Here is a 26,429-nt window from a genome sequence, read left to right as displayed (position 1 = left end):
TCTGATGATTCAAGTATTCGGTTTCCAAACCATAAAATGATATACTCCATGAACTTCAATCCGTTTGAACCCCAATCGTTCGTAAAGCTTCAAGGCCGGATTGAAGATCTCAACATGGATACTAACGGATTTATTAGCTTCACCGGCAATTTTTTGTATGGATGACAACAACATGGTACCGATACCCTTACCCTGATGGTTCGGAAGTAAAGCAATATCAATGATACGAATGTCATCCGGATATTGAATCCAATACAATCTTCCAATGGGTCGTGAGTCCTGGAGAATCAACTGAAACAAGGCTCCGGAATAATGCTTTTGATAGTGAGTATGCTGTGCATCGAACTGCTGCCGGATGAAAACCTGCTTTTGTTGCTGGGTCCAGTCGTGTAATAAATCCATCTCGCTTTGCCGGGTGCAGGCATAGATATCGAGCAATACAGGCTGATCGTCAGGGGTTATCGGTCTTAAAAAGTAGGCTGAACCGGATAAATCTAATTTCATTACTCAAAAGATGCTTCGGTCCAGAACCCCTGCCATTCCGAACGACCCGCAAACTTATCATGCAGGCAGTCTATTTCTTCCTGGGGAACAAGCAGGGGATAAGGCCAGATGTCATGCCAGACCACCTGATAATGTGCGTTTTCAGGAGGAGACCATGCCAGTGCATCGCTCTGGATGATGGTAAGTTTGTCCGGATATTTCTGAAGAAAGTAAGGAGCTACCAATTGAATTACATCGGGGTTCTTTTCGAGGACGGTGACCCTGGTGACCAATGAATCCTCCGGTTTTAAGATCGCGTCCAGAATGAGTCCCAGTCCCAATCCCGAAATTAACACATTTCCACCCCTGGTGCGTGCTTCGTGGATGGCTTGGCGCTGTGACCACCATTCCTCATAGAGATCAGTCATCATAATGGTTGTCCCAATGATCAGTCGGGTATACCACCCGGGCTGCCGTCTGGCCCAGCCGGGCACCGGATTGGGATCCTGATTCAGCTCCTGTTCTGCAACGGCTTTGACTTCAAATTTTTCAATCGTAACATCTCCGGATGATCCGGGAGGTAGCTGACATTTCCAATACGTATCTGATAAAACCAAATCCATCATCAACTCCGTGGTGGAAATACCCCCTGCAATGCAATCACAAAATTCATCACCAGATAGGGTTGCATATTATTGTGTGGCTGATCGCCTCCTGCGGGTGACAGGGATTGCATATTCACGGTAGCCGAGGGATTGGCTTTATACAAATTGGATCCCCTACCGCCACCGGCAGCAGGATAATAATTTACCGGGGTACGTTGGTTCCCGCCGGATGTCGATGCCCTTATCTGATGATTATGCGACGGTATCTCCGACTCCAGCAGTGACACCGTATCACTGCCACCCGATTCACCCAGATCATGCAGTGACAGTCCCGGACCTTGTCCAGGTTGCATGGACGCCCGGCCTTGTAAGTCCGGTAAAGCGAAGTTTGATTTACCATTCCCCCCGTAAGTGGTACCCAGCAAGGAGAATAATGCAGTATTTTGAGATAAGGGTAATAATTGTCCGTCACAAAATGCCCATCCCTTCGGTGCAAAATTGAATGGGACAATACGGATCTCAGCAACAAAAGGATCTGCCATAGGAAAGGATATTAAGTTTGTGAAGGAAAGATGCCAAACAATGAAATGATGTAGTTGATGCAGAGATAAGGCATCAGATTGGTGTGCGGTTGTGAACCTCCGGTGGCAACAACCATATTATTTGCCATCGGAGTGAAGGTCACCGCAGAATCATCGTAGATATCCGAATTGAGCGTATTGGCATAGGCGTTATTTTGTGGGCTCCGATTGGAAGCATTCTGGGCAGTAACCGGCCATAAATGATTGTGGGACGGAATTTGATTGATGGTCAGTGTTACCTCTTCTGTTCCTCCGGTTTGTGCCAGGGTAAAACCACTGCCCTGATGGACAGCGAGCCTGCCGCGCAGATCTGGCAAAGCAAATGTGCTTTGCCCATCACCACCATACGTCGTGCCAATCAGATTAAATAACGTTTCATTTTCTGATATGGGCAATAGTTGACCTTCACACAACATCCATCCGGCAGGTGCGAAATTACCGGCAAACATGCGTATTTCGCCTACATAAGGTTGAGCCATAATCTTAAATTAAGTTGGACTTGGGAAAATACCCTGGAGCGCAATACAGAATGAGATGGTTAAATAAGGTTGCATATTCAGATGTGCCTGATTTCCTCCGGTGTTCACCACCGTGCCGGAATTCAATGCACCATTAAGTGGATCGCCTGTCGCAGAATAAATGCTTCCGACTGCGGTCCCTGCCGTAGCTGGTAAATTGGAGGCAGGAGAACCACTTAAGGCATCTTCATTGGTACCAAGTACATTGTGGCCATGAGTAGGTAATTCTGCGGTAGAGAGCGTATGGTTTTGTTCCCCTCCCCGCTCTCCCAGTGTATGGCCACTTCCTATATGTATCGGAACTCTTCCCTGTAGATCAGGCAAGTTAAAATTGACCCGGCCATCACCTCCATAGGTCGTGCCCAGGAGTGAAAACAGGCCCTGGTTTTGGTTGATGGGCAATTGCTGGCCGTTACAAAGGGCCCATCCCTTGGGAGGGAAGTTAAAGCTCATCATGCGTATCTCGGAGAGAAATGGTTCTGCCATAAAGAATTAATTGATGGTGATGGAAGGCAAGGCAGGAGCGGTACCTACCAAGGTAATGGTCCCGGATGAAATCACATCCGGTGGAGACTTTGCAGGATTTGGCGTTCCGGCCTGAATCCCTCCAGTCGTTCCCTGACTGGCCAATACCGGTGGTATCGACATGGACATTGACCCGCCATTGTATAAGTTAAACACTCCCGGCGCAGATTGAATAAAATGGTATCCTGTGCCTCCGGTGGTGTTCTGTAAAGCCAGGTTCAGGGTAGTGTTTGCCTGTGGCTGGACCCGGGCATAAAAGCTGGCCGTGCTGTAATTGCCACCCGATACCTGATCCGGGGAAGCCAGTGTTTCGCTGTTTAAGGTCAAATCCAAATGGCCTCCATTGCGAACAAATACAAGGAACGGATTGTAAGGGGACCGGAAGAGACCGCCCAGGTCATCCGCTGCACTGCCGATATTTCCCCCAACCGTAATGTTGTTCATGCAGCGAATCTTTGAACTTGCATTTCCGTCAGCAGTTATCTGAACTGGAGCATCCCAGGGCAGGGTAAAATTATTGTTCACAATTTCAAACTGCGAGGTACCGTTAGCGCTGGCAGTGATGGTCAACTGACCGAAACCCCCATTGGCATGCATGACCTGGTTAAAGGTATTGTTATCCACAATCGCATTGAAGGTACCAGCACCCGGATTAAGACTCACTCCTCCCTGAGGGAAGTTAAATTGCATGGTTCCGCCTGGGCATCCAGGAGGGCCGGTAAGGTGATCGTTTACAATAAATTGATTTTTATATAATATTGCGCCAATTGTCCCGGTGGCAGACGTTTGATGGGCAACAACTACGGAGGCGGTGGCACAATTGGTGAAAATATTCCCCATAGATGCATTCACCCTGGCTTTATCGCCCAGAATGACTGTCGCATCAGCTGATCCCTGGGCAAACACGAGGATGCCGGTCTTTCCTACGTTTATGGGTGATGTACACCCGAATTCTTTAATAGTTGTATTGAAACTATTGGATTGGGCAACAAGGGTTAATTTTCCTGTCGTATGGGTAAATAATTCCAGGAAGGTTGCACCATTTTGCAAGGTCGAATTGGTAACCACCACACTGTCGATGATACCGTTGATGCGAATCATACCTTCGGAGATGTCATCACCTTTTCCAGTAATATGATAGCGATTCGAATTTTCGATCAGGCAATTGATCAGTTTCAATCCGTGCCATTCAGTGGCTGCGTTATTACTAAATAAGGCCCCATTGATCGCATTGTCACTAAACCGCCTCATGCTCACATTGCGAAGGGTGAGTCCTCCCAAAACCGACTGGCCTTGTATTCCATCTATAAAACTATTCGTACCGTTCGCAGCTGACGCATCACCAGAGGCAGCGATATCCTGGATATTCATATAGCTCAGGCTGACCAATCCACCGGTATTGCTTATCCTGATCGCATCCGCATCCGTAATGTTTTGGATGGTTCCTCCTGAATTAGCTGCGCCGTTGCCGGTTACGGAGAATACACCGGTTCCTGTGTTGTTCAAATTGATTGCCGTGACATCCGGGCTGGTGGATCCCTGATTGACTGAAATGGACTGAAATTTGACGCCATTGGCACCAATGGTTGATCCATCAATATTGACAGCCATTTTGGTCAGTGCGGTTGTAGCTCCAATGGTATTGGTATTACCGGTAATATTGACCGTACCTCCTCCCGTGACATTCACGGCGGTTGAAGCCTGGGTATTCAGTATAAGCGTTGCGGCAATATTAACAACCGATGAATTGCTGGTAATATCAATTCCTCTGGCATTGTTATTTTGTGTTAATGATCCACCCCAGGTAATCGTGGCAGCACTGGTAGCGACCAGAAATCCTGTTCCAGACGGGTTGGTTATTTGGGTATTGGAAAACGTGAATGATGCTGAACTGCCTCCGAAAATATCTATACCGGCATCCCCACCATTCAAGGTCACCATATTATTAAAGTTATACTGACTGCCATCCGCATTATTGAATTGCAGACCTGTTCCATTGGTCGCATTTATGGCGCCAGAAAATGTGACTATTCCGGTTGAATGGTTCTGTACGTTGACTGCAGCAAAATTATTGGATTGGGTTATAGTCCCATTATAAGTCAGAGCCAATGTACCTCCAACGATATTAACAACGGCTCCCGATGCATTTGATAGACTACCAAAACCACCTGTAAATGAACCCGTGCAAGAAGTCAGACTAATTCCAGCTGCCCCCCCGGAACTGGAAATACTTGAGAAAGTGACATCCAAATTTCCTGAGCCGATAATCATCATTCCTCCTCCCAAAGTATTGTTGATGGAGGAAGATTTTATCTGCAGGTTTCCTACGGTAGAACCGTTAAGGGCCGTACTTGCCGAACTGCCAAATATTACGCCTGCAATGGTATCGTTCATCCCCAGAAGGATTGGAGCGTTTATTACCGGGGCGCTTCCAGCATTTTGAATAAGACTTCCATCAGTCGGGCAATTCCAGGCAACACCTTCTCCTATCAACTTCTGATTATCCAATAAGGTGCCACCGGCCGTATACGTTCCGGCAAAAAGAAAGATATAACCGCCAGGACTCGAGGCCGTAATGGCTTGTGGGATTGTCGTAAATGGATTGGCATAACTGCCATCCCCGTTCATTGGGTCACCATTGTCATCGACGAACACATATTGCAGTGCAATATTTAAATACACTACCGCCGAATCGACCGAGACTGCATTATGTTCATCCTTAATCTTATAATAAAATGAATCAATGGCGCCAGCCGTACAGGTAGCAATAAATGTAAAACTGCCATCAGCATTAACCGTTAATTTAGCACCTGATGCCAGGGTAATTTGGACGCCTACATTGGCAGTCTGGCCATTGACCTCAGCAACCATTTTCGTTGCCCCATTATCGATATCCGTATCATTGTTCAGTATCCCAGGCGCACTGGTTGTAAACGGTGAAGTCTGGGATACCATCGTATAGTTATCGGTGACGGCGACCGGCGGGTCATTAACCCCGTCAATGGTCATGGTCACCGTAGCCGTTTGATTGCAGGCTATATCTCCATCGGTGACTGCGTACGTCCAGGAGTCCATAGCCGACTGACCCTGTGCCAGCATCTCAAACTGACCGTTGGGATTGTAGGAATAACTCCCATTGTTGTTTTGAGTCAGGATGGCGCCTGAACCCAGGTTGATTGCCATTCCTACCGAAGCTGCCGATCCGTTGACTTGCGAAACAGAGAGCATGTTCATTTCAACGTCGGCGTCATTAGCCAATACATTACCGGAAGAAACGGTGGTATGTTCATCGGTCATGAAAGCATCATTAACAGCCACTGGACAATCATTAACCGGTATGACGCTGATAATACGAGTTGCCATGTTGCTGTTCAAGTCCCCATCATTCACCGTGAAACTAACCGTTCGGGATGCGGAGCTTGGATTATCACTGATATTGTTGTAAGTAAATTGCCTGAGTGCTGCCTGATAATCTGCAACACTTGCGGAACCTGTCAGGGTTATCGAACCATTGGATGAATTAAAAGCACCTGCTGAGATACCTACGGGCAACATACCCGAAATTCCCAATACATCTTGTCCATCCACATAATTACTGGTTATCTGGATGATGGCGCTTTCCAGGTTGACATCATCCGGGTCGGTAGCCGTTATATTCATTGTTATGATGGTAGCACCCATATTCTCCGTGAAGGATAATGGCGCTGCCTCGACATTTGCCAGGACCGGTGGCATGTTAAAGGCAATGGATACCACCGCAGAGTCCATGAAGCCTTCTGTATCGATGATCTTATAATGAAATGTATCCGCCGTTGTACCGGAAAAACCGGTTCCATCATATACAAAACTACCATTGGGTTGTACGGTGACCGTGGCCCCATAATCTGTCATTTGAGCCATTCCAACTGCACCACCCTGAACAGAAATGACAGTGAGGTTCTCATTATAAGGAGGGTTAGGAAGCTGGTCGTTGACGTCGGCATCATTGGCTAACACTCCGGGTGCAGCCTGTACAATGTTCATACCAGGATAAGAATACTGGTCATTGATCGCGACCGGGGTGGCCATAATGGTGCTGGGATCCAAAGTGGTGTTGGGATCGGTGGTTCTGTTGATGGTAAGGTTAGTCAGCGAACTGTTTTGGTTATTCTTTATTTCAAGTTCGTATTTGATGGAATCTCCCGGATTCGCAATGCCATCCATATTTGCATCATGGGTAATGGTCCCTTCCAATGTTACCATGGTACTGCCGAAGGAAATCTGACTGCAACCGGTACTGTAATCAAATATCAAATGTACCGGAGTAGTGTTCAATAATGTGAATGCGAGATTGGCTCCGCCCTGCACACAGTTTAAACCATAATTTTCAGTCCAGGAGTCATTGATGGCAAATTTATATTCATAATAACCGGCAGGAATACCATCGAAGTCTCCATACCAGACCTGGTTGACCGCATCAAATTGCAGATGCGTGATGCTGCAAGCCGGGTCCCAATCTCCGGGACATCCCAAATCCGACTGAAAACTACCACCGACCGTCACGCTGGCAGGTTGTGAAGATATGACCGTACACTTGGTATTGTAATCAAATGCCACATAGACCATGGTATTGGCTGAAGCTGTGAATGAGATATTCGCTCCATTCAACACACAGTTCAGTCCGTAATTTTCTATCCAGCCGTCATTAATGGCAATTTTCCCTTGCCAATTCCCGGCAGGGATGGCAAAATGGCCAATCCACAACGATTGGTTTGGATCAAATTGCAGGTGGGTGATGTTGCAGGCCGGATCCCAATCTCCGGCACATCCCAGTTCTGATTGAAAGTCTCCGCCAAAGGTTACCGTCATGGGTATGACTTCAGCAGGTTCAAGAAGCAACTTCCCGAATGGTTTGATCTGTCCCGGATTGGTTGCTGCACTAAACAGGAACAATATCAGGACCACTATGCTCAGGTCATGGTATCCCTTCAAACGCAAATCTGGCTTATAGGATAATTTTGGAGTCATTGGATCGAAATTCTGTGGACAAAAGAATTTTCAGATTGGTCAAAGGATAATTGATGGCCAAATTTGTTCATGTATTTCAGGCGATAACCATGGTCATCTAATTCCCAGGACGAGATGCTTACCGGATTGAAATAGTCATCAACCAAAGCAGGATGCTCAGGCAAGCCTATAGCATATTCTCTTTTACATTTCATCCATTTATCCTTCGCCTCGATCGGTATTTCAGGTCGAAAAGCCGATTTCGTGAAACCGAAAAATGGAGATAGTGCTATTCCAGCCGCTACCCATTTCAGCAATTGCCTTCTTTGGTTTATTTGCACCTTCTCTTCCATAACCATTTATTCAACCCGGACCATGCGTTTATTCAAAACACCGTGTACTGTTTCTAACTGATAGAACAATACCCCTTTCATAGCAGGTAAATCTTTGGGCAATAAGCTCACCTGATGGATTCCACCTGCAAAAAACCCACTAATGCGGTACAATTCCTTGCCCGTCACATCCATAACTCTTACCGTAGCTTGCATGCTCTCCGGAAGCCAGAAGCCGATCTTCGTCTCACCGCTGAATGGGTTCGGAGTATTCTGGTACAGCTCTGGCGTCCTTATCCCTTCTCCCTTCACCTTCTGCCCCGCGGTAGCCAATCCTGCTCCTGACCCGGTCAACGGGCTGCTGTCCTGGCATGCGTTACCGGTGTTATCCTGTAGCAGCAGCGTCGTCGTACAGAAGTCTTTATTACCTGCTTCATCGATGACCCAGATATCCACTTCGATCTCTTGCGACCGTCCATCCGGAATATCTGCACAGGTATAGGTCCAACTCGGTGTGGTGCCATCCTCGGTAAAACTGAAGATCAATTTATCCGCATTTGTACAATTGTCATAGCTGCCCGCATCAAAGTCCGTAGCCCAGATCTCCACTTCACCCGAAGGACTCATCACCACCGTGCTGATGCCATGATAGCAATAGGGTGTAGGTTTCTTGCAATCTCTGATGGTAAACGTGGTATAACACGTGTCTTCGTTGCCACAACGGTCGGACGCGATCAAACGCACCTGGTAAGACCCGGCAGGTGATGGCGCTACCAGCACCTGACCTTCTCCGCGCAACACTTCCGCTCCAGCCTCATCTTCTACGCTGTAACGATAAGACATATCGACCGGCAAGGTGCAGTTGTCCGACACACTGCTGACCAGATTGTAAACCACGGTCGCCTCTCCGCAACCATCGTTGATACACTTATCTTCCAGCACCGCACATTCGAGTACAGGCGCTTCGTTATCTACTACCTTGATCACCTGCAGGTAGGTCATGTAACCATCACCGTCATCCTTCAGGTTGCGGTGGATGCAGCATCTGCTCTCGCTCGCTACCAGACGGTCGTCTACGATCACATCCGGATAGCGGCTGTGCAGATCCGGTGAATAAACACACCAGTCGATCAGCTTCCAGGTCCGCAGGATCTTGTAGCAGCCTTCCGTCACATCGTAACGCTCATCCGAGTACGTCACCCCGATCAGCTCACAGTCATCGTCGCTGATCTCCGGATAGCCCGCTCCCGTGCGGTCCGCAGCAAGATTTGCTTCATCGGTACAGTTCACCACCACATCTTTCGGGAAGATCACCTCAAAGTCGGAGCGTGGCTTCACATACAGGGTCTGCGTGTCGTGTGCCGTGTTACCACACTTGTCGGTGGCTGTCACCGTCTTGGTCAGTGTCCCTACCCCGCATTCGTTCAGGCTGCCGCTGATATCTACTTGTGTATCCGGAGCCCAGCAGTTGTCTGTGATAACCCAGTCTTCTGCTGTTTCGTCAAAGTAACTTTGTGGATTGGGATGTCCACCATCCGGGTTGTCGTATTGATCCAGCATCAGCCACAATCTGCAATAGATCGGCTGCCAGTTGTGATCGTGATACCAGTAGCTGTATTCATCGCAGTTGACGCCGCCGGCATAGCTGTACTCGCCGCATACTGACCCGCCATAGTATCCAAAGTCACCGCCATCCCATGGGATTTCCACACAGCACACCGACCCTGCAACCGGATCGGCCGACGTATTCATTCCAACCAAAGTAACTTCAGGACTGGAACAATAGGTTTGCAATGCATCCTCTCCTTCACACACATCATGCGTATAGGAGGCTCCATGGCCTTTCACAGTGGCGGTTTTGGTGCCTCCGGCATAGGGCTTCGTCAGCGTCCACCAGTAGGGAACGCCATCACAGTAGACTGTCACATCATCCGGTGCTACTACCACTGGTGGCGTCTTGTCGTCTTTGATCACCTCGATCCAGCAGTCATTGTATTTCGTCTTCAGCAGATCTGTGTACATGAAGTTTTGTTTCACCTTCAGGCCCACCAGGATCTCCGGTATGTTATCTACAATGCACTCGCCAATGTCTGCATTCAGGATGTTCTGCAGTTCCAGCTCGATCTGCTCCAGCGTCATCTTATTCAGCTGTACAAACTGACCTTTATCTTTGTAGTATTCTACCAGGCACCACACGTAACGCAGGTACAGCGACTCATTCGTGATGCAGCCCAGCAATGGGAAATAATCATCCCAGCACGCATTCATCAGCTCGTAGAAGAAATGCTCCTGCTTCGTATCGATCGTCCACTGGTAGACAGCCGTAGGTGTACCCCCCGGTGTCGTCTGATAGATCGGTGGCAGGATGCACGTCACGTTTTTCTTGATGTGCTCGTCGTAAGGTCGTAATCCACAGGCTTCATACACCCGCAGCACCACCTGGTCTTCTCCACACTCCGTCAGGTCTTCAACTACATCAAAAGCACACAGGTTCATCCATACCTCATGGGCAACCCGCATGAACGACACCAGATTAGGAGCTTTTCCTTCATATAGCCCCAGGCCGTCGAGCGTCAGGTCTACTCCAAGATATTCTTCCGTCACCGACGACAGGAAATCCTGAAACTTCGCTTCGTAGTAGTCTACGCTATCCTTCAGTGCCACCGCATAATACAGCTGATCGCAGCAGTTGTCGTGACTGCCGTCATCCAGGTCCTCCGCGTTGATCCGCGCCCAGCAGCTCGCCGGATCCAGTGTCACCTGCGTGATCTCGTCGCACACCGGCGTCGGCGGTGTGGCATCCAATACCTGCACCGTGATACCGGGGATCAGCGTATTGAAGAAATTTGAAAATATACCGATTCCACCGAATGCGTCTTCAGGAAACGCTTCATAGCTCGTGTTCCAGCAGGCATCCACCAAACGGAACTTCACCGTAAACACCCCTTCCGGCAGATAAATGTCATCCGGCAACGTTCCGCTCAACACGGTCGTCTTACCCGGATGATGTGGATCGGCAACCTCGACTTCATAGCCCATCTCAAACGGACTGCAGTCGAAGAAATATTTCTTTAAATCCGGCAGATGTACGTGTGCTTTACAGTCGTGCGGTTCTGTATAGGCCAGCACATTGAACGGGTCCAGCAGGCCCAGCAATGTCGTCGTATCCATCTCCATATCGTCACCGATAATACCGGTCAGATAAGGGAAGATATTGAACAACGGCGGCGTTGTGTCTCGCACGATAATCCACTGTTCACAGGTCGTATCACGGTGATCACACCAGTCATAGATCGTCCACGTCCTGCGGATCTTTCGGGCATTACCGCAGACCTCAAACACCTGGTCCTCGTATTCTGCAAATGCATTGCAATGGGCATTCGCCAACCCCGGGAACAATTGATAATAATAATCAGATAACCACAGCGGACTCGTGCCTCCATCCATCGTCTTCACTTCCGGAAAAGTGAGGACATCATGGTACCCTAGTAATAGCCCTGCAATCTGTAATGTCAGCGGATCCAGTGCCTCAAAATCCAATGTAACTCCCGGAACGTGGATGATGGAATCCAGGTTGTCTCCGTAAATCACTTTCAGAAGTTCCAGTGTTGTACATTCAAATTCGATAGTATCCGGGCAGATCAGGCTATCAATCCGTATCCGTTCGATCCAGATCTCTTGCACGCATTCGTTGTGATTGCCCCAAGGGTCACTGCTCCGGATCGTTCGCGTAATCTTCCCACTAAACAATGAATCCTCACACTGGAAATCCTCCCAGATCGAATTCACAATATCCACCTGCACCGGATAGGGTCCGCAGTCGCTCACCAATGATTCAAAGTAATCGTCGGTCGATCTAATGGCAGCTTCCAGGCAAGTCAGTGTATCATTTTCACAGCGGATGACTGGGCCCAGTTTGTCTTCCAGCTTCAGTGTACCCCAGCATTTTCCGCCATCCTGAACGTCTTCCACCACATAGGTCAGTGTCTGGCCAACATGTTCATAGGTGAGGGTGGCACCTGGTATCGGGATAAGCGAACCCGGTTTAAAGACCTCACAGTTATACCGGTCGATGCAACCCGCACTGCCGGTCACCAGGACATCACGTGCAGTAATCTCCCGCATACAGTCGCTGCTCAGGCTGATGTTCACATGATCGTGACACGCCAGGCCTGCAGCCGCTCGCTTGGCGGTGGATTGCAGAGGTTGGGATTGCCCATTTTCCAGTACCGTGATGGTGAACGAACACGTATCGTTTTTGGTGGGTCCATTACTTGCTTCGAACTGCACTGTATACATCCCGAAGTCCAGGATACTGTCCGATGCCGGGCCAGATAGTTGTGTGATCACCGGAGTACAATTGCTCATTACTGTGGGGTCCGGGTAACTTATTTTTACCTCACAGGCAAACGGATCAGCCGTCACCAGAATATCAGCAGGACAGGTAATGCTCGGGGTGTCGCAGCAGAGAATCATCGGGTCGGCGATCGTGACATAAGTCAAGCAGAAATCGCTGTTTCCATTCACATCCACCGCAGTCAGGGTTATTAACTTCTGACCCAAATCTGTACAGGTAAATACCGACTGACTTAAATAAACAGTATCGACTCCACAATTATCCGTAACCGGGCTTGTCAAAATATCATCAACTGTAATGGTAACCGAAGGATCCGGCATTCCCGGCATGAGATTGAAGGTAGGTCCATTTGCACAACTAGGAACAGGTGCCTTGTCATCAACCACGGTGACCATACTGGTGCATATCGAAGTATTGCCACCAGCGTCACTGACCGTCAAACTAATCATTTGAGTTCCCACATCCATGCAGTCAAATACCGTATCCGAAGCGACCCATGAGACCACCCCGCAATTATCGGTACTTCCATTATCCAGATCCCGGGAAGCAATCGTTGTCATTGTAGAATACAAGTTAACAGTCAGATCTTTGCACATGGCCATAGGAGCACTACCGTCACGTACAGTTGCCGTAAACATGCAACCAAATTCCGGACTATTTTTGCCACAGGAAGTATCCACTATAGATATCAGGATGACAGAATCCCCCAGCATGGAGCAGTCAAAATACAACGTATCAATACCGGGAACCCCATTGACTAATTGTACTGTGCCCGGAGCAAATCCTCCCACATATATGGAATCAACCGGCCACTTGAATACATCATTTCCAACATAAATAGTCGAATCCAAACACAAAAATGTTTGAACTTCATACACTCCCATATCGATGATGGAAATATTGATACGGGGAAAGCCAATTAAGTCAGTTGCTTGAGATGAAAATGCGTTTGATCCTCTATCTATTGTTAAAAATGATCCCAGACCAGGTCTATAGTTCACTCCAAATAAAGGATCACCCGATGTATTTGTAGGATGTGGCACATTATTTACCAAGGAATAGGTAACAGTAGGAATAACTGCTCCTGTAATATCAGACATCCCATTATTCCAAAAGATGGTATTACCCACTACCACATTTCCTCCTGAATTATTGTTAAATGCATCCGGACTATTATCTGCTATCGTATTGTTAATAATCGAGAAATCAATTCCCGGCGTAAAGGTCAGTGCAATGGCTCCACCGTTAATTGTAGCTGTATTGTGGTGAAAGAGATTGTTCTCAAACAATACAACAGGCACCGGAGGGCCTAAGACCGATGCAGGCGTAAAGTAGACTGCACCTCCTCGATCGGTTGCTGTATTGTATTCAAAAATCGAATTGACAAGGTTCAATTTCCTTAGCCCTTCTCCATAAAATGCAGCACCGCGGACACCAATATTATTTCTGAAGATCACATGATTAATGTCCAGGATCCCGGTCGAATGGATGGATCCATCCCACCAGCCGGCACCATCATCCATGTCAGCCACGGTATTACCAGCTTCGATAATGAAACCATCCACATAAATGGTACCCAGATAATTTATTGTCTTTACGACATGGTATGAATTCCCGGTACTATCCCCGGACATGTTGATATCTCCACTCAGAATGGTCGGGTTACACTCAGGCATCCGATCAGCAAGAGGACTGCCGCCGCTGGGAAATCCACCTAAAACAACGCTGGAGTCGGGAATGTTGAAAAAAGCATTCCGATCGGACACGGAAGGGTAATAGGTACCTTTAGCAACCAGAACGGAATCAACCCGGGGGCACATCTGGGCAACAACAAGTCCCGCCTGTAAGTCATTGAAAGCGGTAGCCCAGGAAGTGCCATCTCCTCCAGGAGTCGCACTGCTATCCACATAAACTGTAGAGCCAAAATCGGTACAATCGAATGCAAATGCAGGCGTTAGTGTCGGATCATTGGCAGCAGGAGTATTTGGATCATCGCTATTTTGGGTCCCACCAGTAAATCCTATTAAAGCTTGTTCACTGATCGAGGTAGCATTCACCGGAGAGAAGGTACCATTGGTATTAACCCGGTAGTAAATACGAATACTCTTTCCAGCAGGAAGTTCAGGAAGCGTAAAAGGAAAATTTTGTGCCTCAATACTTGCATGTGCAGTAACAAGCAAAATACACATCCATATCCCTCTGTAAAATGGAGTAAAAATTCTCTCCATAATCTTGGCATTTAGGGTTTTAGATAGGTTGTTATAGACCAATCTCTATTAATCCTCCTACAAGGTACGTCAAATATCGTGGGGTAAAATATTCTTATTTTAAATATTTTAGTCCAGAACACAATTGAAGGAAAGCTACAATGGATTAAAGATATGAATTATTTTAATATATAAATAATCATATTAAATTAATTTTATATAGGTGGACCCAGACAAATACAATTGTCAGGATTTAATGAACCTAAAGCATTACGTTATATAGTCCGTCTAAACGGACAGCCAGGCACTTGCTGACGAACGCTGGCGCGTTATTAGCATCTACTGACGCTCTACTGACGCTCCCTTTGGTCGGTCAGCATCGGTCAGCATCCCATATTGACGAAAGTTAGTGTAATGTCAGCATGAATTTAATTCACCTTGACCATTCGTTTATTCAATACGCCTCTTTCCGTTTCCAGCTGATAGAACAAGACCCCTTTTACTTCAGGGATGCTGCCCGCTTCCAGCGTGATCAGATGATTACCACCTGAATAGGTTCCACTCAGCCGGTACAACTCCTTGCCCGTCACATCCATTACCCGCAGCGTGGCTGTCATGCTCTCCGGCAACCAGAAGCCAATCTTTGTCTCTCCGCTGAAGGGGTTCGGCGTATTCTGATAGAGTTCTGGGGTCCTTATCCCTTCTCCTTTTACCTTTTGTCCCGGTGATGCTACTCCGGATCCCGACTCCGTTAACGGACTGCTGTCCTGGCAGGCATTACCGGTGTTGTCCTGCAGCAACAACGTCGTCGTGCAGAAATCCTTGTTGCCGGCTTCATCGATGACCCAGATCTCTACCTCAATCTCCTGGGAACGTCCGTCCGGAATATCGGCACAGGTGAAGGTTATGCTTGGTGTTTCTCCGTCTTCCGTGAAGCTCAGGATCAGGTTATCGGCTGTCGTACAGTTGTCGTAGCTGCCCGCATCGAAGTCTGTTGCCCATACTTCTACTTCGCCCGTAGGACTCATCACCACCGTGGCGATGCCATGGTAACAATAGGGTGTAGGGTTCTTGCAGTCTCTTATCGTAAATGTCGTGTAGCAGCTGTCCTCGTTGCCACAACGGTCCTTACCCACCAGCCAGACACCATAGGTGCCTACGGCCAGTTCTGCTGTTAATTCATGGCCTTGTCCATACGCTATCGGCGTGGTCTCTCCGGCCAATACCGTGTAGCGGTATTGGATCTCCTCGGGTGCCGCGCAGTTGTCCGTGCCCGAAGCCAGCAATTCGTACCGTACCGTTGCTGCATCGCAGTTGTTGTCCAGGATGCAGGTTTCGGCCAGCTCATTGCATTCGATCACCGGCGCTTCGTCGTCGATTACTTTGATCACCTGCAGATAGGTCATGTAACCATCGCCATCATCTTTCAGGTTGCGGTGGATGCAGCATCTGCTCTCACTCGCTACCAACCGGTCGTCGACGATCACATCCGGATAGCGGCTGTGCAGGTCCGGTGAATAAACACACCAGTCGATCAGCTTCCAGGTCCGTAAGATCTTATAGCAGCCTTCCGTCACATCGTAGCGCTCATCCGAGTACGTCACCCCGATCAGCTCACAGTCGTCGTCGCTGATCTCCGGATAACCCGCTCCCGTGCGGTCTGCAGCAAGATTTGCTTCATCGGTACAGTTCACAACCACATCTTTCGGGAAGATCACTTCAAAGTCGGAGCGTGGCTTCACATACAGGGTCTGCGTGTCGTATGCCGTGTTACCACACTTGTCGGTAGCCGTCACCGTCTTGGTCAGCGTCCCTACCCCACATTCGTTCAGGCTGCCACTGTATTCCACTTCCGTTTCCGGCGCCCAGCAATTGTCCGTAATCACCCAGTCTTCCGCCGTCTCGTCAAAGTAACTTTGCGGGTTCGGATGTCCACCGTTCGGGTTGTCGTATTTATCCAGCATCAGCCACAAGCGGCAGTAGATCGGCTGCCAGTTGTGATCGTGGTACCAGTAGCTGTATTCATCGCAGTTGACGCCACCGGCATAGCTGTACTCGCCGCAGACCGAACCACCATAGTAGCCGAAGTCTCCTCCATCCCAGGGGATCTCCACGCAGCATACCTGCGCTACTTCAACCGGTGCATCTGAAGTGTTTCTTCCTATCGGGTAAATGTAAGGATCTGCGCAATAGGTAGCTAGTGCATCTTCTCCTTCACATACATCATGCGTAAAGGAGGCTCCATGCCCTTTCACCGTCGCGGTTTTGGTACCTCCGGCATAGCTCTTCGTCAGCTCCCACCAGTAAGGTACGCCATCACAGTACACCGTGACATCTTCAGGGGCTACCACCACCGGAGGGGTTTTGTCATCCTTGCGTACTTCGATCATGCAGTCGTTATACCTAACCGGTGTGTAATAAATCTTGGTAAGATTTAACGCTTTCGTAATCTCTGCTTCGGTCCGGTAGGGTTCAAAGACGCGTTTTTTCCAATCTGCAATAGCTTCAGGCGTCAAAATTTGCCATACACACATGGCCGATGGAGAAGGCGCGTGCAATTTACTGAGCTCGGGAAAAAATAATTCAACAGATGACGCGCTGGGTGAAAGCGAAATATTACATCCGAGATATCCATTTTCAGTTAAAACAGCATCATTTGCTCCATGTTCTGCAAATAGGCCAACAACCAACAATGGTAAATCAAGGGTTATAGAACCTTCAACACAACCAAAATTATATCGAGGGTCACCATGATTGATGAACTCATCCAGCTTCCACAGGTAGAACGCTTGAAATGACAAGGATTTATTGTACCAGTACCATTCGTGCTCTCCTCCATAAAACGTATGTGGATCATAGGCTGGAACTCCACAAGCTTCATAGACCCGTAATATTAATTGTTCGCTGCCGCATTCCGTCACATCGATGTAATCGTCAAACACAAACGTATTGATCCACTCTTCAATGAAGGTGTCGTAACGGTCCTGGTTGGCATAATAGTCGCTGTGCCCCACACAGTCAAGGAAGTATTCGTGCCAGTAATTGCGCCAGTAGATTACACTGTCCATATTGGCCACCGCAAAATGCAACTGATCACAGCAGTTGTCATGACTGCCATCGTCCAGGTCCTTCGCATAAACCCGGGCCCAGCATTTCTCCGGATCCAGCGTCACCTGCGTGATCTCATCACACACCGGCGTCGGCGGTGTGTTGTCGTAGACGCTGATGCCCTGCAGTAACAAGGTCTCGTTCCAGCAGCGGTCACGGATGTGGTACAACACATTATGCCAGCCTTCAGGGAGATAGACATGAGCAGTCTCCCCTTCTGCAATATTTCCCGATTCGAGCAGTGTCTTGCCGGGATGCGATGGATCGATGTATTCGATCTCATAGTAGACCTCCAGCACATCATCGCAATCTTTCAGTACCCAGGCCCGTGGATCAGGCAGGATGACCGTCGCTTTACAGTCGTGGGGATCCACCTCTGCTTTCAACACTTCGCAGGCTACCAGGGCGCCCTTCTCACGGGCAAGGCGATTCAAGGATGCAGGCACTTCTTCACAGCTCGTGCCTCCATGATCATCGATCGGGTTGAGGTATGCTTCTTTTATCACCGGCGCCTCGGTATCCGTAATCTTAAACCACTGCACACACGTCGTATCACGCCGGCCACACCAATCATAGATGTGCCAGGTCCGGCGAATCTTATAAGACTTGCCACAGGTCGGTACGATATGATCTTCGTAATCAAATACAATCTGGCATTTGCCGGTATTGGTGAAGTCAGGACCTGCATCGGTTTTGACCGGAATCAAATATCCGGGGGCCTGGCCTGGCTGAGTGCTCTTCAGATAAGGAGCCGGGAAATAACCGTTCCCTTTCGTCGGCCATGGGTGCGCATAACCCTGGGCATCCAGGTAGGTGTCGCCGTTCTTGCCAACATTCCACAACAGTTCGACCGTCTTGCCATTGCGGACCACTTCGGTTGTGCATTCGATCAGGGTATCCGGTCCGCAAACCAGGCTGTCGATCGTCTCTTTGCGTACAAAGAGCGTATCGCGGCATTCGGCGTAGTTGCCCCAAACGTCGGTGGCTCTAACTTTCCGTGCCAGGTAACCGATGAACTCGCGGTCATCGCAACCCAGATCCGTCCACTGCTTCTCCAGAATATCCGTCGTAGTCGGGAACGGCTGGCACAGATCCGTGATCACGACCAGGTCTTCCCGCTCACTCATCTGCAGGCAGCTGATCGTATCGTTCTGACAATAAATTTGTGGGCCCAGTTTGTCTTCCAGTTTCAATGTCCCCCAGCATTTGCCACCCGACTGGATGTCTTCCACCACATAGGTCAGGGTCTGACCGACGTGCTCGTAAGTCAGGGTAGCTCCCGGGATGGGTGTCAGTGATCCCGGTATAAACACCTCGCAGTTGTAGCGGTCGATACAACCGGCGCTACCTGTCAGCAGCACATCACGAGCGGTGATCACACGCTGGCAGTCACTGCTCAGGCTGATGTTCACATGATCCTGGCACGCCAGGCCTGCCGCCGCTCGTTTCGCTGTGGATTGCAACGGTTGTGACCGCCCGTTCTCCAGCACCGTGATCGTAAATGAGCACGTGTCTTTCAACGTGGGTCCATTACTCGCCTCGAATTGAACTGTATACATCCCAAAAGCTAAAAGGCTGTCCATCATTGGGCCGGAAAACTGTGTGATCACTGGTGTACAGTTGCTCATCACCGTAGGATCCGCGTAACTCACCGCAACCTCGCAGGCAAAAGGATCAGCCGTCACCGTGATATCCGCAGGACACGTGATACTCGGCGTGTCACAACAGAAATTGCTCGGGTCAGCGACGGTCACATTGGACAAACAAGAATCCTGATTTCCATTATTATCAACAGCAATCAGATAAACCATATTAGCCCCCAAATTCTGGCAGGTAAATGCAGTTTGACTGAGATAACTTGAACTTACGCCACAAGCATCAGACACCACATCACTATTAACCGGATTAAAGGAATAGGCATCATTGGTTGCCGTCCATGTGGTAGCATTCCTCCCCGGTACTGCATAAGCCTCCGTGCCGGTAGCATTTTCAATGCCCCGGGTATGATTACAACAAGTCGCCGGTTGGGAAGTAGTATGTATTTCAATCACATTAGTGCTTTCATACAATTGCAAATGCAGCGAAACACGATCCCCGGATGGATAATGATCAACATTATACAATTCTAAAACCAGGACCCGGTTAGGTGCTGTGCCAACTGTTTGGTATCGGAGAAGATTAACACCAGGAGCGCCTCCGTTTCCTGGATCAAGATCCTCCCAAGCCAAAGCAATCAGATCGTTCGGAAATGTCGTGTTTGGTATGAATTGTCCTGAACAACACCCGGAAGCAGTGCTGGACGCAAAGGTGACGAATCCATTCGATCCAAGCCTGAATTGCGATTTCGTTTCACCAAAGAAAATAAAGTCAAATCCAATCGGCAAATAACCTGAAACGGCATCATCGCCAAGTGTAAACTGGGTTCCAGAAGGAATATCAATCGGGTTGTAGGTAATGGCATTTACTGTGTAGGTTGTTGAACCCATGGGATTGAGGTCATTGACACTAAGGCTGGCATTCCCACTATTATCCAGGTCGATCGTCAGATCACGGCATAGAAGAGTAGGTGGCGTCGTATCCCGGACCGTGACACTACTCATGCAATTATCAGTATTTCCACTTTGATCCATTACGGTTAACGTTACCATATTGGATCCGATATCACTACAGGTAAAGGTATCCGGACTAGCTGTTCTGTTCGTTATTGTACAATTATCGGTACTGCCATTATCGATGTCATCTCCGGTAATAACAGCCTGCCCCATGGCATCCAGTTCAATGGTAATATCCTTGCATTGAGCAACAGGAGGGATATTGTCCTGAACAGTTATCATGGCTGTACACATGTCGGTATTACCGGCAATATCACGTACTGAGAATGGCAATGAGTTTATTCCAATGTCGCTGCAATTAAATATAATAAAACCTTCAAGTGGTATGATCAATGAACAGTTGTCCGTACTGCTGCTAACAATGTTATACCCATCCACACCAACGATTCCTCCGGGGTCAAGATTTAAAGTGACATCCTTACAAATAGCTGTAGGAGCCGTGGTATCCAGAACTCTAATGATCGCAGTACAAGAACTGGAGTTTGAACTGGCATCGGTTATGGTAAGGGTGACCGGGACGGGGGTAAGATTCCCACAATTGAAATTATTAGGTGATACTGTTCTACCAGTCACCGCACAATTGTCCGTGCTGCCTCCATCCACATCATTGCCGGTAATGCTGGCATTACCGCTTCCATTCGGATAGACGGTGATGTTCTGGCAAACTGCTGTAGGCGCAACTGTGTCCTGCACCGCGACCGTTGCCGTGCAAGTCTTGCTGTTCAAGCTCGCATCCGTAACCGTTAGGGTCACCGAATTGGCTCCCAGGTTTGCACAGGTAAAGGAGGTAGGACTTGCTGATGTGCTACTAACCGAACAGTTGTCAAAACTGCCGCCATCCACATCGCTTCCGGTAATCGAGGCATTACCGGCCCCATCCAAATATACTGTGATGTCCTGACAAACTGCTGTAGGTGCAGTCGTGTCTTGTACCGTAACTACACTGATACAATTTTTATCGTTTCCATTCACATCGGTTATGGTAAGGGTTACATTATTTGGTCCTGTATCGGAACAGTTGAAGACTGCCGGTGAACTGCTTTGTCCTCCGATGCCGCAATTATCCGAGCTACCACCATCGACATCACTCGGAAAAACCGTTGCAGTACCTGCACCATTCAGGAAGACCGTGATATTTTGACAGATGGCTACCGGCGCAACAGAGTCCTGCACCGTTACCGTCGCCATACACGTATTGCTGTTCGAACTCACATCAACAACCGTCAACATAACCGAATTGGCTCCAATATCTGCACAGGTAAAGGCACTTGGACTGGCTGACAAGCTAGCCACCATGCAATTATCGCTGCTGCCTCCATCTACATCGCCTCCTGTAATGCTCGCATTACCACTACCATCCAGGAAAACGGTGATGTTCTGACAAGCGGCAGTGGGTGAAGTCGTGTCCTGGACGGTCACCGTGGCCATACAGGACTTCATGTTCCCGCTGGCATCGGACACCGTCAAGGTCACTGAATTGCCTCCCAGATCTGCGCAAGTGAACGAAGTGGGACTGGCTGACAAGCTAGCCACCATGCAATTATCGCTGCTGCCGCCATCCACATCGGCTCCAGTAATGCTCGCATTACCACTTCCATCCAGATAAACGGTGATGTTCTGACAAATGGCAGTGGGTGCAGTGGTGTCCTGGACAGTCACCGTGCCCATACAGGACTTCATATTCCCGCTGGCATCGGACACTGTCAATGTCACTGAATTGCCTCCTAGGTCTGCACAGGTGAATGCAGTCGAACTAGCTGATAAATTACTCACCGAACAGTTATCTGCACTACCACCATCCACATCGGATGCTGTAATGCTCGCATTGCCGCTACCATCCAAGAATACGGTAATGTTCTGACAAACGGCTATCGGTGCAGTGGTGTCCTGGACGGTCACCGTCGCCATGCACGTCTTCATGTTCCCGCTGGCATCGGACACCGTCAATGTCACTGAATTGCCTCCCAGATCTGCACAGGTGAACGAAGTGGGACTAGCCGATAGATTGCTCACGGCACAATTATCTGTGCTACCACCGTCCACATCGGCGGCGGTGATGCTCGCATTGCCACTGCCATCCAGGTAGACGGTGATGTTCTGGCATACGGCGGTCGGTGAAGTGGTATCCTGGACCGTCACCGTGGCCATACAGAACTTCATGTTCCCGCTGGCATCGGACACTGTCAATGTCACTGAATTGCCTCCTAGGTCTGCACAGGTGAACGCAGTCGAACTAGCTGATAAATTACTCACCGAACAGTTATCTGCACTACCACCATCCACATCGGATGCTGTAATGCTCGCATTGCCGCTACCATCCAAGAATACGGTAATGTTCTGACAAACGGCTATCGGTGCAGTGGTGTCCTGGACGGTCACCGTCGCCATGCACGTCTTCATGTTCCCGCTGGCATCGGACACCGTCAATGTCACTGAATTGCCTCCCAGATCTGCACAGGTGAACGAAGTGGAGCTGGCAGATAGATTACTCACCGAACAGTTATCGCTACTACCACCATCCACATCGGCAGCGGTGATGCTCGCGCTACCACTACCATCCAGAAAGACCGTGATGTTCTGACAAACGGCGGTCGGTGCAGTCGTGTCCTGGACAGTCACCGTCGCCAAACAGGACTTCATATTCCCGCTCGCATCGGACACCGTCAATGTCACTGAATTGCCTCCCAGATCTGCACAAGTGAACGAAGTAGGACTGGCCGATAGATTAATCACCGAACAGTTATCTGCACTACCACCATCCACATCGGATGCTGTTATGCTCGCATTGCCGCTACCATCCAAGAATACGGTAATGTTCTGACAAACGGCTATCGGTGCAGTGGTGTCCTGGACGGTCACCGTCGCCATGCACGTCTTCATGTTCCCGCTGGCATCGGACACCGTCAGGGTCGCCGGATTGGCACCCAGATCTGCACAAGTGAACGAAGTGGGACTGGCCGATAGATTGCTCACGGCACAATTATCTGTGCTACCACCGTCCACATCGCCTGCTGCGATGCTCGCATTGCCACTGCCATCCAGGTAGACGGTGATGTTCTGGCATACGGCGGTTGGTGAAGTCGTGTCCTGGACAGTCACCGTGCCCATACAGGACTTCATATTCCCGCTGGCATCGGACACCGTCAAGGTCACTGAATTCCCTCCCAGATCTGCACAAGTGAACGCAGTCGAACTAGCTGATAAATTACTCACCGAACAGTTATCTGCACTACCACCATCCACATCGGATGCTGTAATGCTCGCATTGCCGCTACCATCCAAGAATACGGTAATGTTCTGACAAACGGCTATCGGTGCAGTGGTGTCCTGGACGGTCACCGTCGCCATGCACGTCTTCATGTTCCCGCTGGCATCGGACACCGTCAATGTCACTGAATTGCCTCCCAGATCTGCACAGGTGAACGAAGTGAGACTGGCCGATAGGTTGCTCACACCACAATTATCCGTGCTACCACCGTCCACATCGCCTGCTGCGATGCTCGCATTGCCACTGCCATCCAGGTAGACGGTGATGTTCTGGCATACGGCGGTCGGTGAAGTGGTATCTTGAACCGTCACCGTGGCCATACAGGACTTCATATTTCCGCTGGCATCGGTCACCGTCAGGGTTACCGAATTGCCACCCAGGTCTGCACAATTGAACGAAGTCGAACTAGCTGATAAGTTACTCACCGAACAATTATCGCTGCTGCCACCGTCCACATCGGCTGCTGTAATGCTCGCATTGCCGCTACCATCCAGGTAGACGGTAATATTCTGACAAACAGCAGTGGGTGCAGTGGTGTCTTGCATGATGACCATAAATGAACAACTATCCACATTTCCCGATGCATCGGTCGCATAAAGCGTGACCGCAGTGTCGCTAATTATGGTTGACCCGGCCATTGGTTTCTGGGAAACGACCGGACTGGGATCCTGATCATCGGTTACTACAGCCAGGAAAGTATAATCTCCCAGGATGTCGCCGCATGCTCCATCTGCATAGACCGTCTGATCGCCCGGGCAGGTGATGGAGGGTGGCACCATATCCCCTCCGCAAGTGAATCGTCCAATGTAATTGATCGATTGAATGCCTCCCCCCACGTACACATCATTTCCACTAATTGCTATTGCTGCGACCCCACCATTTAAACCATTTCCCAGCGCATTCCAATTGGATCCATCCCAACGGGCGATATAGTCAGCAGCAGCTACTCCTCCGGCATCCGTGAAGCCCCCCCCCACGTACACATCATTTCCACTAATTGCTATTGCTTCGACCGTAGTATTTAATCCCGAAGCTAGCGCATTCCAATTGCTCCCATCCCAGCGTGCGATCCGATCTGCAGCCGCCACGCCGCCCGCATTCGTGAAGACCCCTCCTACATACACATCACTTCCATTAATTGCAATTGCCCAAACCCAACTGTTCAATCCAGAACCAAGGGCAAACCAATTACTACCGTTCCACCGAGCAATATGATCAGCTGCAGCTACTCCTCCTGCATTTGTAAAATACCCACCCACATATATATCACTCCCTGAGATCACAATGGCACGGACTCCACCATTCAATCCAGGTCCCAGGGCATTCCAGTTGCTGCCATCCCAGCGGGCGACATAATCTGCAGCAGCCACACCGCCGGCATCCGTGAAGTCCCCCCCCACGTACACATCACTACCAGAGATCGCGATCGTTCTGACCACATTATTTAATCCCAAATCCAATGTTTCCCAACAACTGCAATAATCCATATTACACCCAATAGACCAACGGGCGACTCGATCTGCCTCAGCCACACCGCCTGCATCTGTGAAGTCCCCCCCCACGTACACATCACTCCCTGAAATTCCGATCGCTAAGACTGTATTATTTAATCCAGCGCCCAGCGCCTGCCAATTGCTGCCATCCCATCTTGCTACATAATCTGCAGCAGCCACACCGCCCGCATCCGTGAAATGCCCTCCCACGTACACATCACTCCCTGAGATCACAATGGCACGGACTTCATTATTCAATCCAGGTCCCAGGGCATTCCAGTTGCTGCCATCCCAGCGGGCGACATTATCCGCAGCAGCTACTCCTCCTGCATTTGTAAATTTACCACCCACGTAGACATCACTTCCGCTAATTGCTATCGCAAAGACCAAATTATTTAATCCCGTACCCAGTGCATTCCAGGAACTCCCATCCCAACGGGCAATATTATCTGCAGCTGCAACCCCTCCTGCATTAGTAAATGATCCCCCGACATAGATATCAATCCCATTTATTGCAATTGAAAAAACCACATTGTTCAATCCAGAACCAAGTGCAAACCAATTACTACCACTCCATCGAGCGATATGATCAGCTGCAGCTACGCCTCCTGCATTTGCAAATTCACCTCCCACGTAGACATCACTTCCATTAATTACAATTGCCCAAACAGTATTATTTAATCCAGCGCCCAGCGCCTGCCAACTACTCCCATCCCATCTTGCTACATAATCTGCAGCAGCCACACCGCCCGCATCCGTGAAGTGCCCTCCCACGTACACATCACTGCCAGAAATTCCGATCGCTAAGACCGTATTATTTAATCCCGTACCCAGTTCATTCCAATTACTCCCATCCCACCAGGCAATATAATCCGCAGCTGCTACGCCCCCCGCATCCGTGAACTCGCCTCCCACGTACACATCACTCCCTGATATCGCAATCGCCCAAACTGAATTAGTCAATCCAGCGCCTAGTGCATTCCAACAGGTGTCGCTTTGGCAATCCGTCATCGCATCCGGTAAAAAAACCGGAGCTCCATCCAGCCCATAAGACATCTTAAATCCGGTCGGATCCAAACTACCGGAAAACCCTTCCGGCACGTTAAGCTTACCATCCGGGGTAAGCCAGTCACCCAGGGATTGTAATTGTTCACCAGATTGATTATTTTCTTGTAGCTCCGCAGTAGGCTTAGTGATTTCCGGTGCATTTTGATCTCCAGAATGTACTTCAGTTCCTACGTGGGTCGGCAAAGATACCAACAGTAAGCAAGTGAAAATGAACCACTTGACGGGCATCAGGTACAGGTAGGTCATGTCTCAGATTTCAGTTGTTCCAATTAGAGGTTGTACAATT

At 49.2% G+C, this 26,429-nt stretch carries 9 protein-coding genes; all 9 read right to left on the bottom strand.

Annotation, left to right across the window (positions count from 1 at the left end; translation table 11 throughout):
• Positions 1-9 precede the first annotated feature (9 nt).
• A complete protein-coding gene (locus H6570_08410) occupies positions 10-504 on the bottom strand; it encodes a GNAT family N-acetyltransferase (GenBank protein ID MCB9319290.1) in 495 nt (164 codons plus the stop codon).
• Positions 504-1,109 (bottom strand): hypothetical protein, encoded by a 606-nt coding sequence (locus tag H6570_08405; GenBank protein ID MCB9319289.1) that lies wholly within the window; start codon positions 1,107-1,109, stop codon positions 504-506. Before H6570_08405 ends, H6570_08410 begins: the two co-directional genes overlap by 1 nt.
• Positions 1,109-1,630: a phage tail protein gene (locus H6570_08400; GenBank protein MCB9319288.1), complete on the bottom strand. Its 522-nt coding sequence runs from the start codon at positions 1,628-1,630 to the stop codon at positions 1,109-1,111. The genes H6570_08405 and H6570_08400 overlap by 1 nt, the downstream gene beginning before the upstream one ends.
• 11 nt (positions 1,631-1,641) lie before the next feature.
• Complete coding sequence (locus H6570_08395) at positions 1,642-2,148, bottom strand: phage tail protein (protein ID MCB9319287.1); 507 nt, start codon at positions 2,146-2,148, stop codon at positions 1,642-1,644.
• A gap of 9 nt (positions 2,149-2,157) precedes the next feature.
• A complete protein-coding gene (locus H6570_08390) occupies positions 2,158-2,673 on the bottom strand; it encodes a phage tail protein (GenBank protein ID MCB9319286.1) in 516 nt (171 codons plus the stop codon).
• Positions 2,674-2,679: 6 nt separating this feature from the next.
• Positions 2,680-7,719 (bottom strand): cadherin-like domain-containing protein, encoded by a 5,040-nt coding sequence (locus H6570_08385; GenBank protein ID MCB9319285.1) that lies wholly within the window; start codon positions 7,717-7,719, stop codon positions 2,680-2,682.
• A complete protein-coding gene (locus H6570_08380; protein ID MCB9319284.1) occupies positions 7,716-8,051 on the bottom strand; it encodes a hypothetical protein in 336 nt (111 codons plus the stop codon). The genes H6570_08385 and H6570_08380 overlap by 4 nt, the downstream gene beginning before the upstream one ends.
• A gap of 6 nt (positions 8,052-8,057) precedes the next feature.
• Positions 8,058-14,615: a hypothetical protein gene (locus H6570_08375; protein MCB9319283.1), complete on the bottom strand. Its 6,558-nt coding sequence runs from the start codon at positions 14,613-14,615 to the stop codon at positions 8,058-8,060.
• 407 nt (positions 14,616-15,022) lie between these two features.
• Positions 15,023-26,389 (bottom strand): hypothetical protein, encoded by an 11,367-nt coding sequence (locus tag H6570_08370; protein ID MCB9319282.1) that lies wholly within the window; start codon positions 26,387-26,389, stop codon positions 15,023-15,025.
• Positions 26,390-26,429: the final 40 nt, after the last annotated feature.

It is taken from the genome of Lewinellaceae bacterium (assembly GCA_020636135.1).
GTDB lineage: Bacteria > Bacteroidota > Bacteroidia > Chitinophagales > Saprospiraceae > JAGQXC01.
Note: the sequence above shows the minus strand (reverse complement) of the source record. Positions and strands in the feature narration are given on the sequence as shown.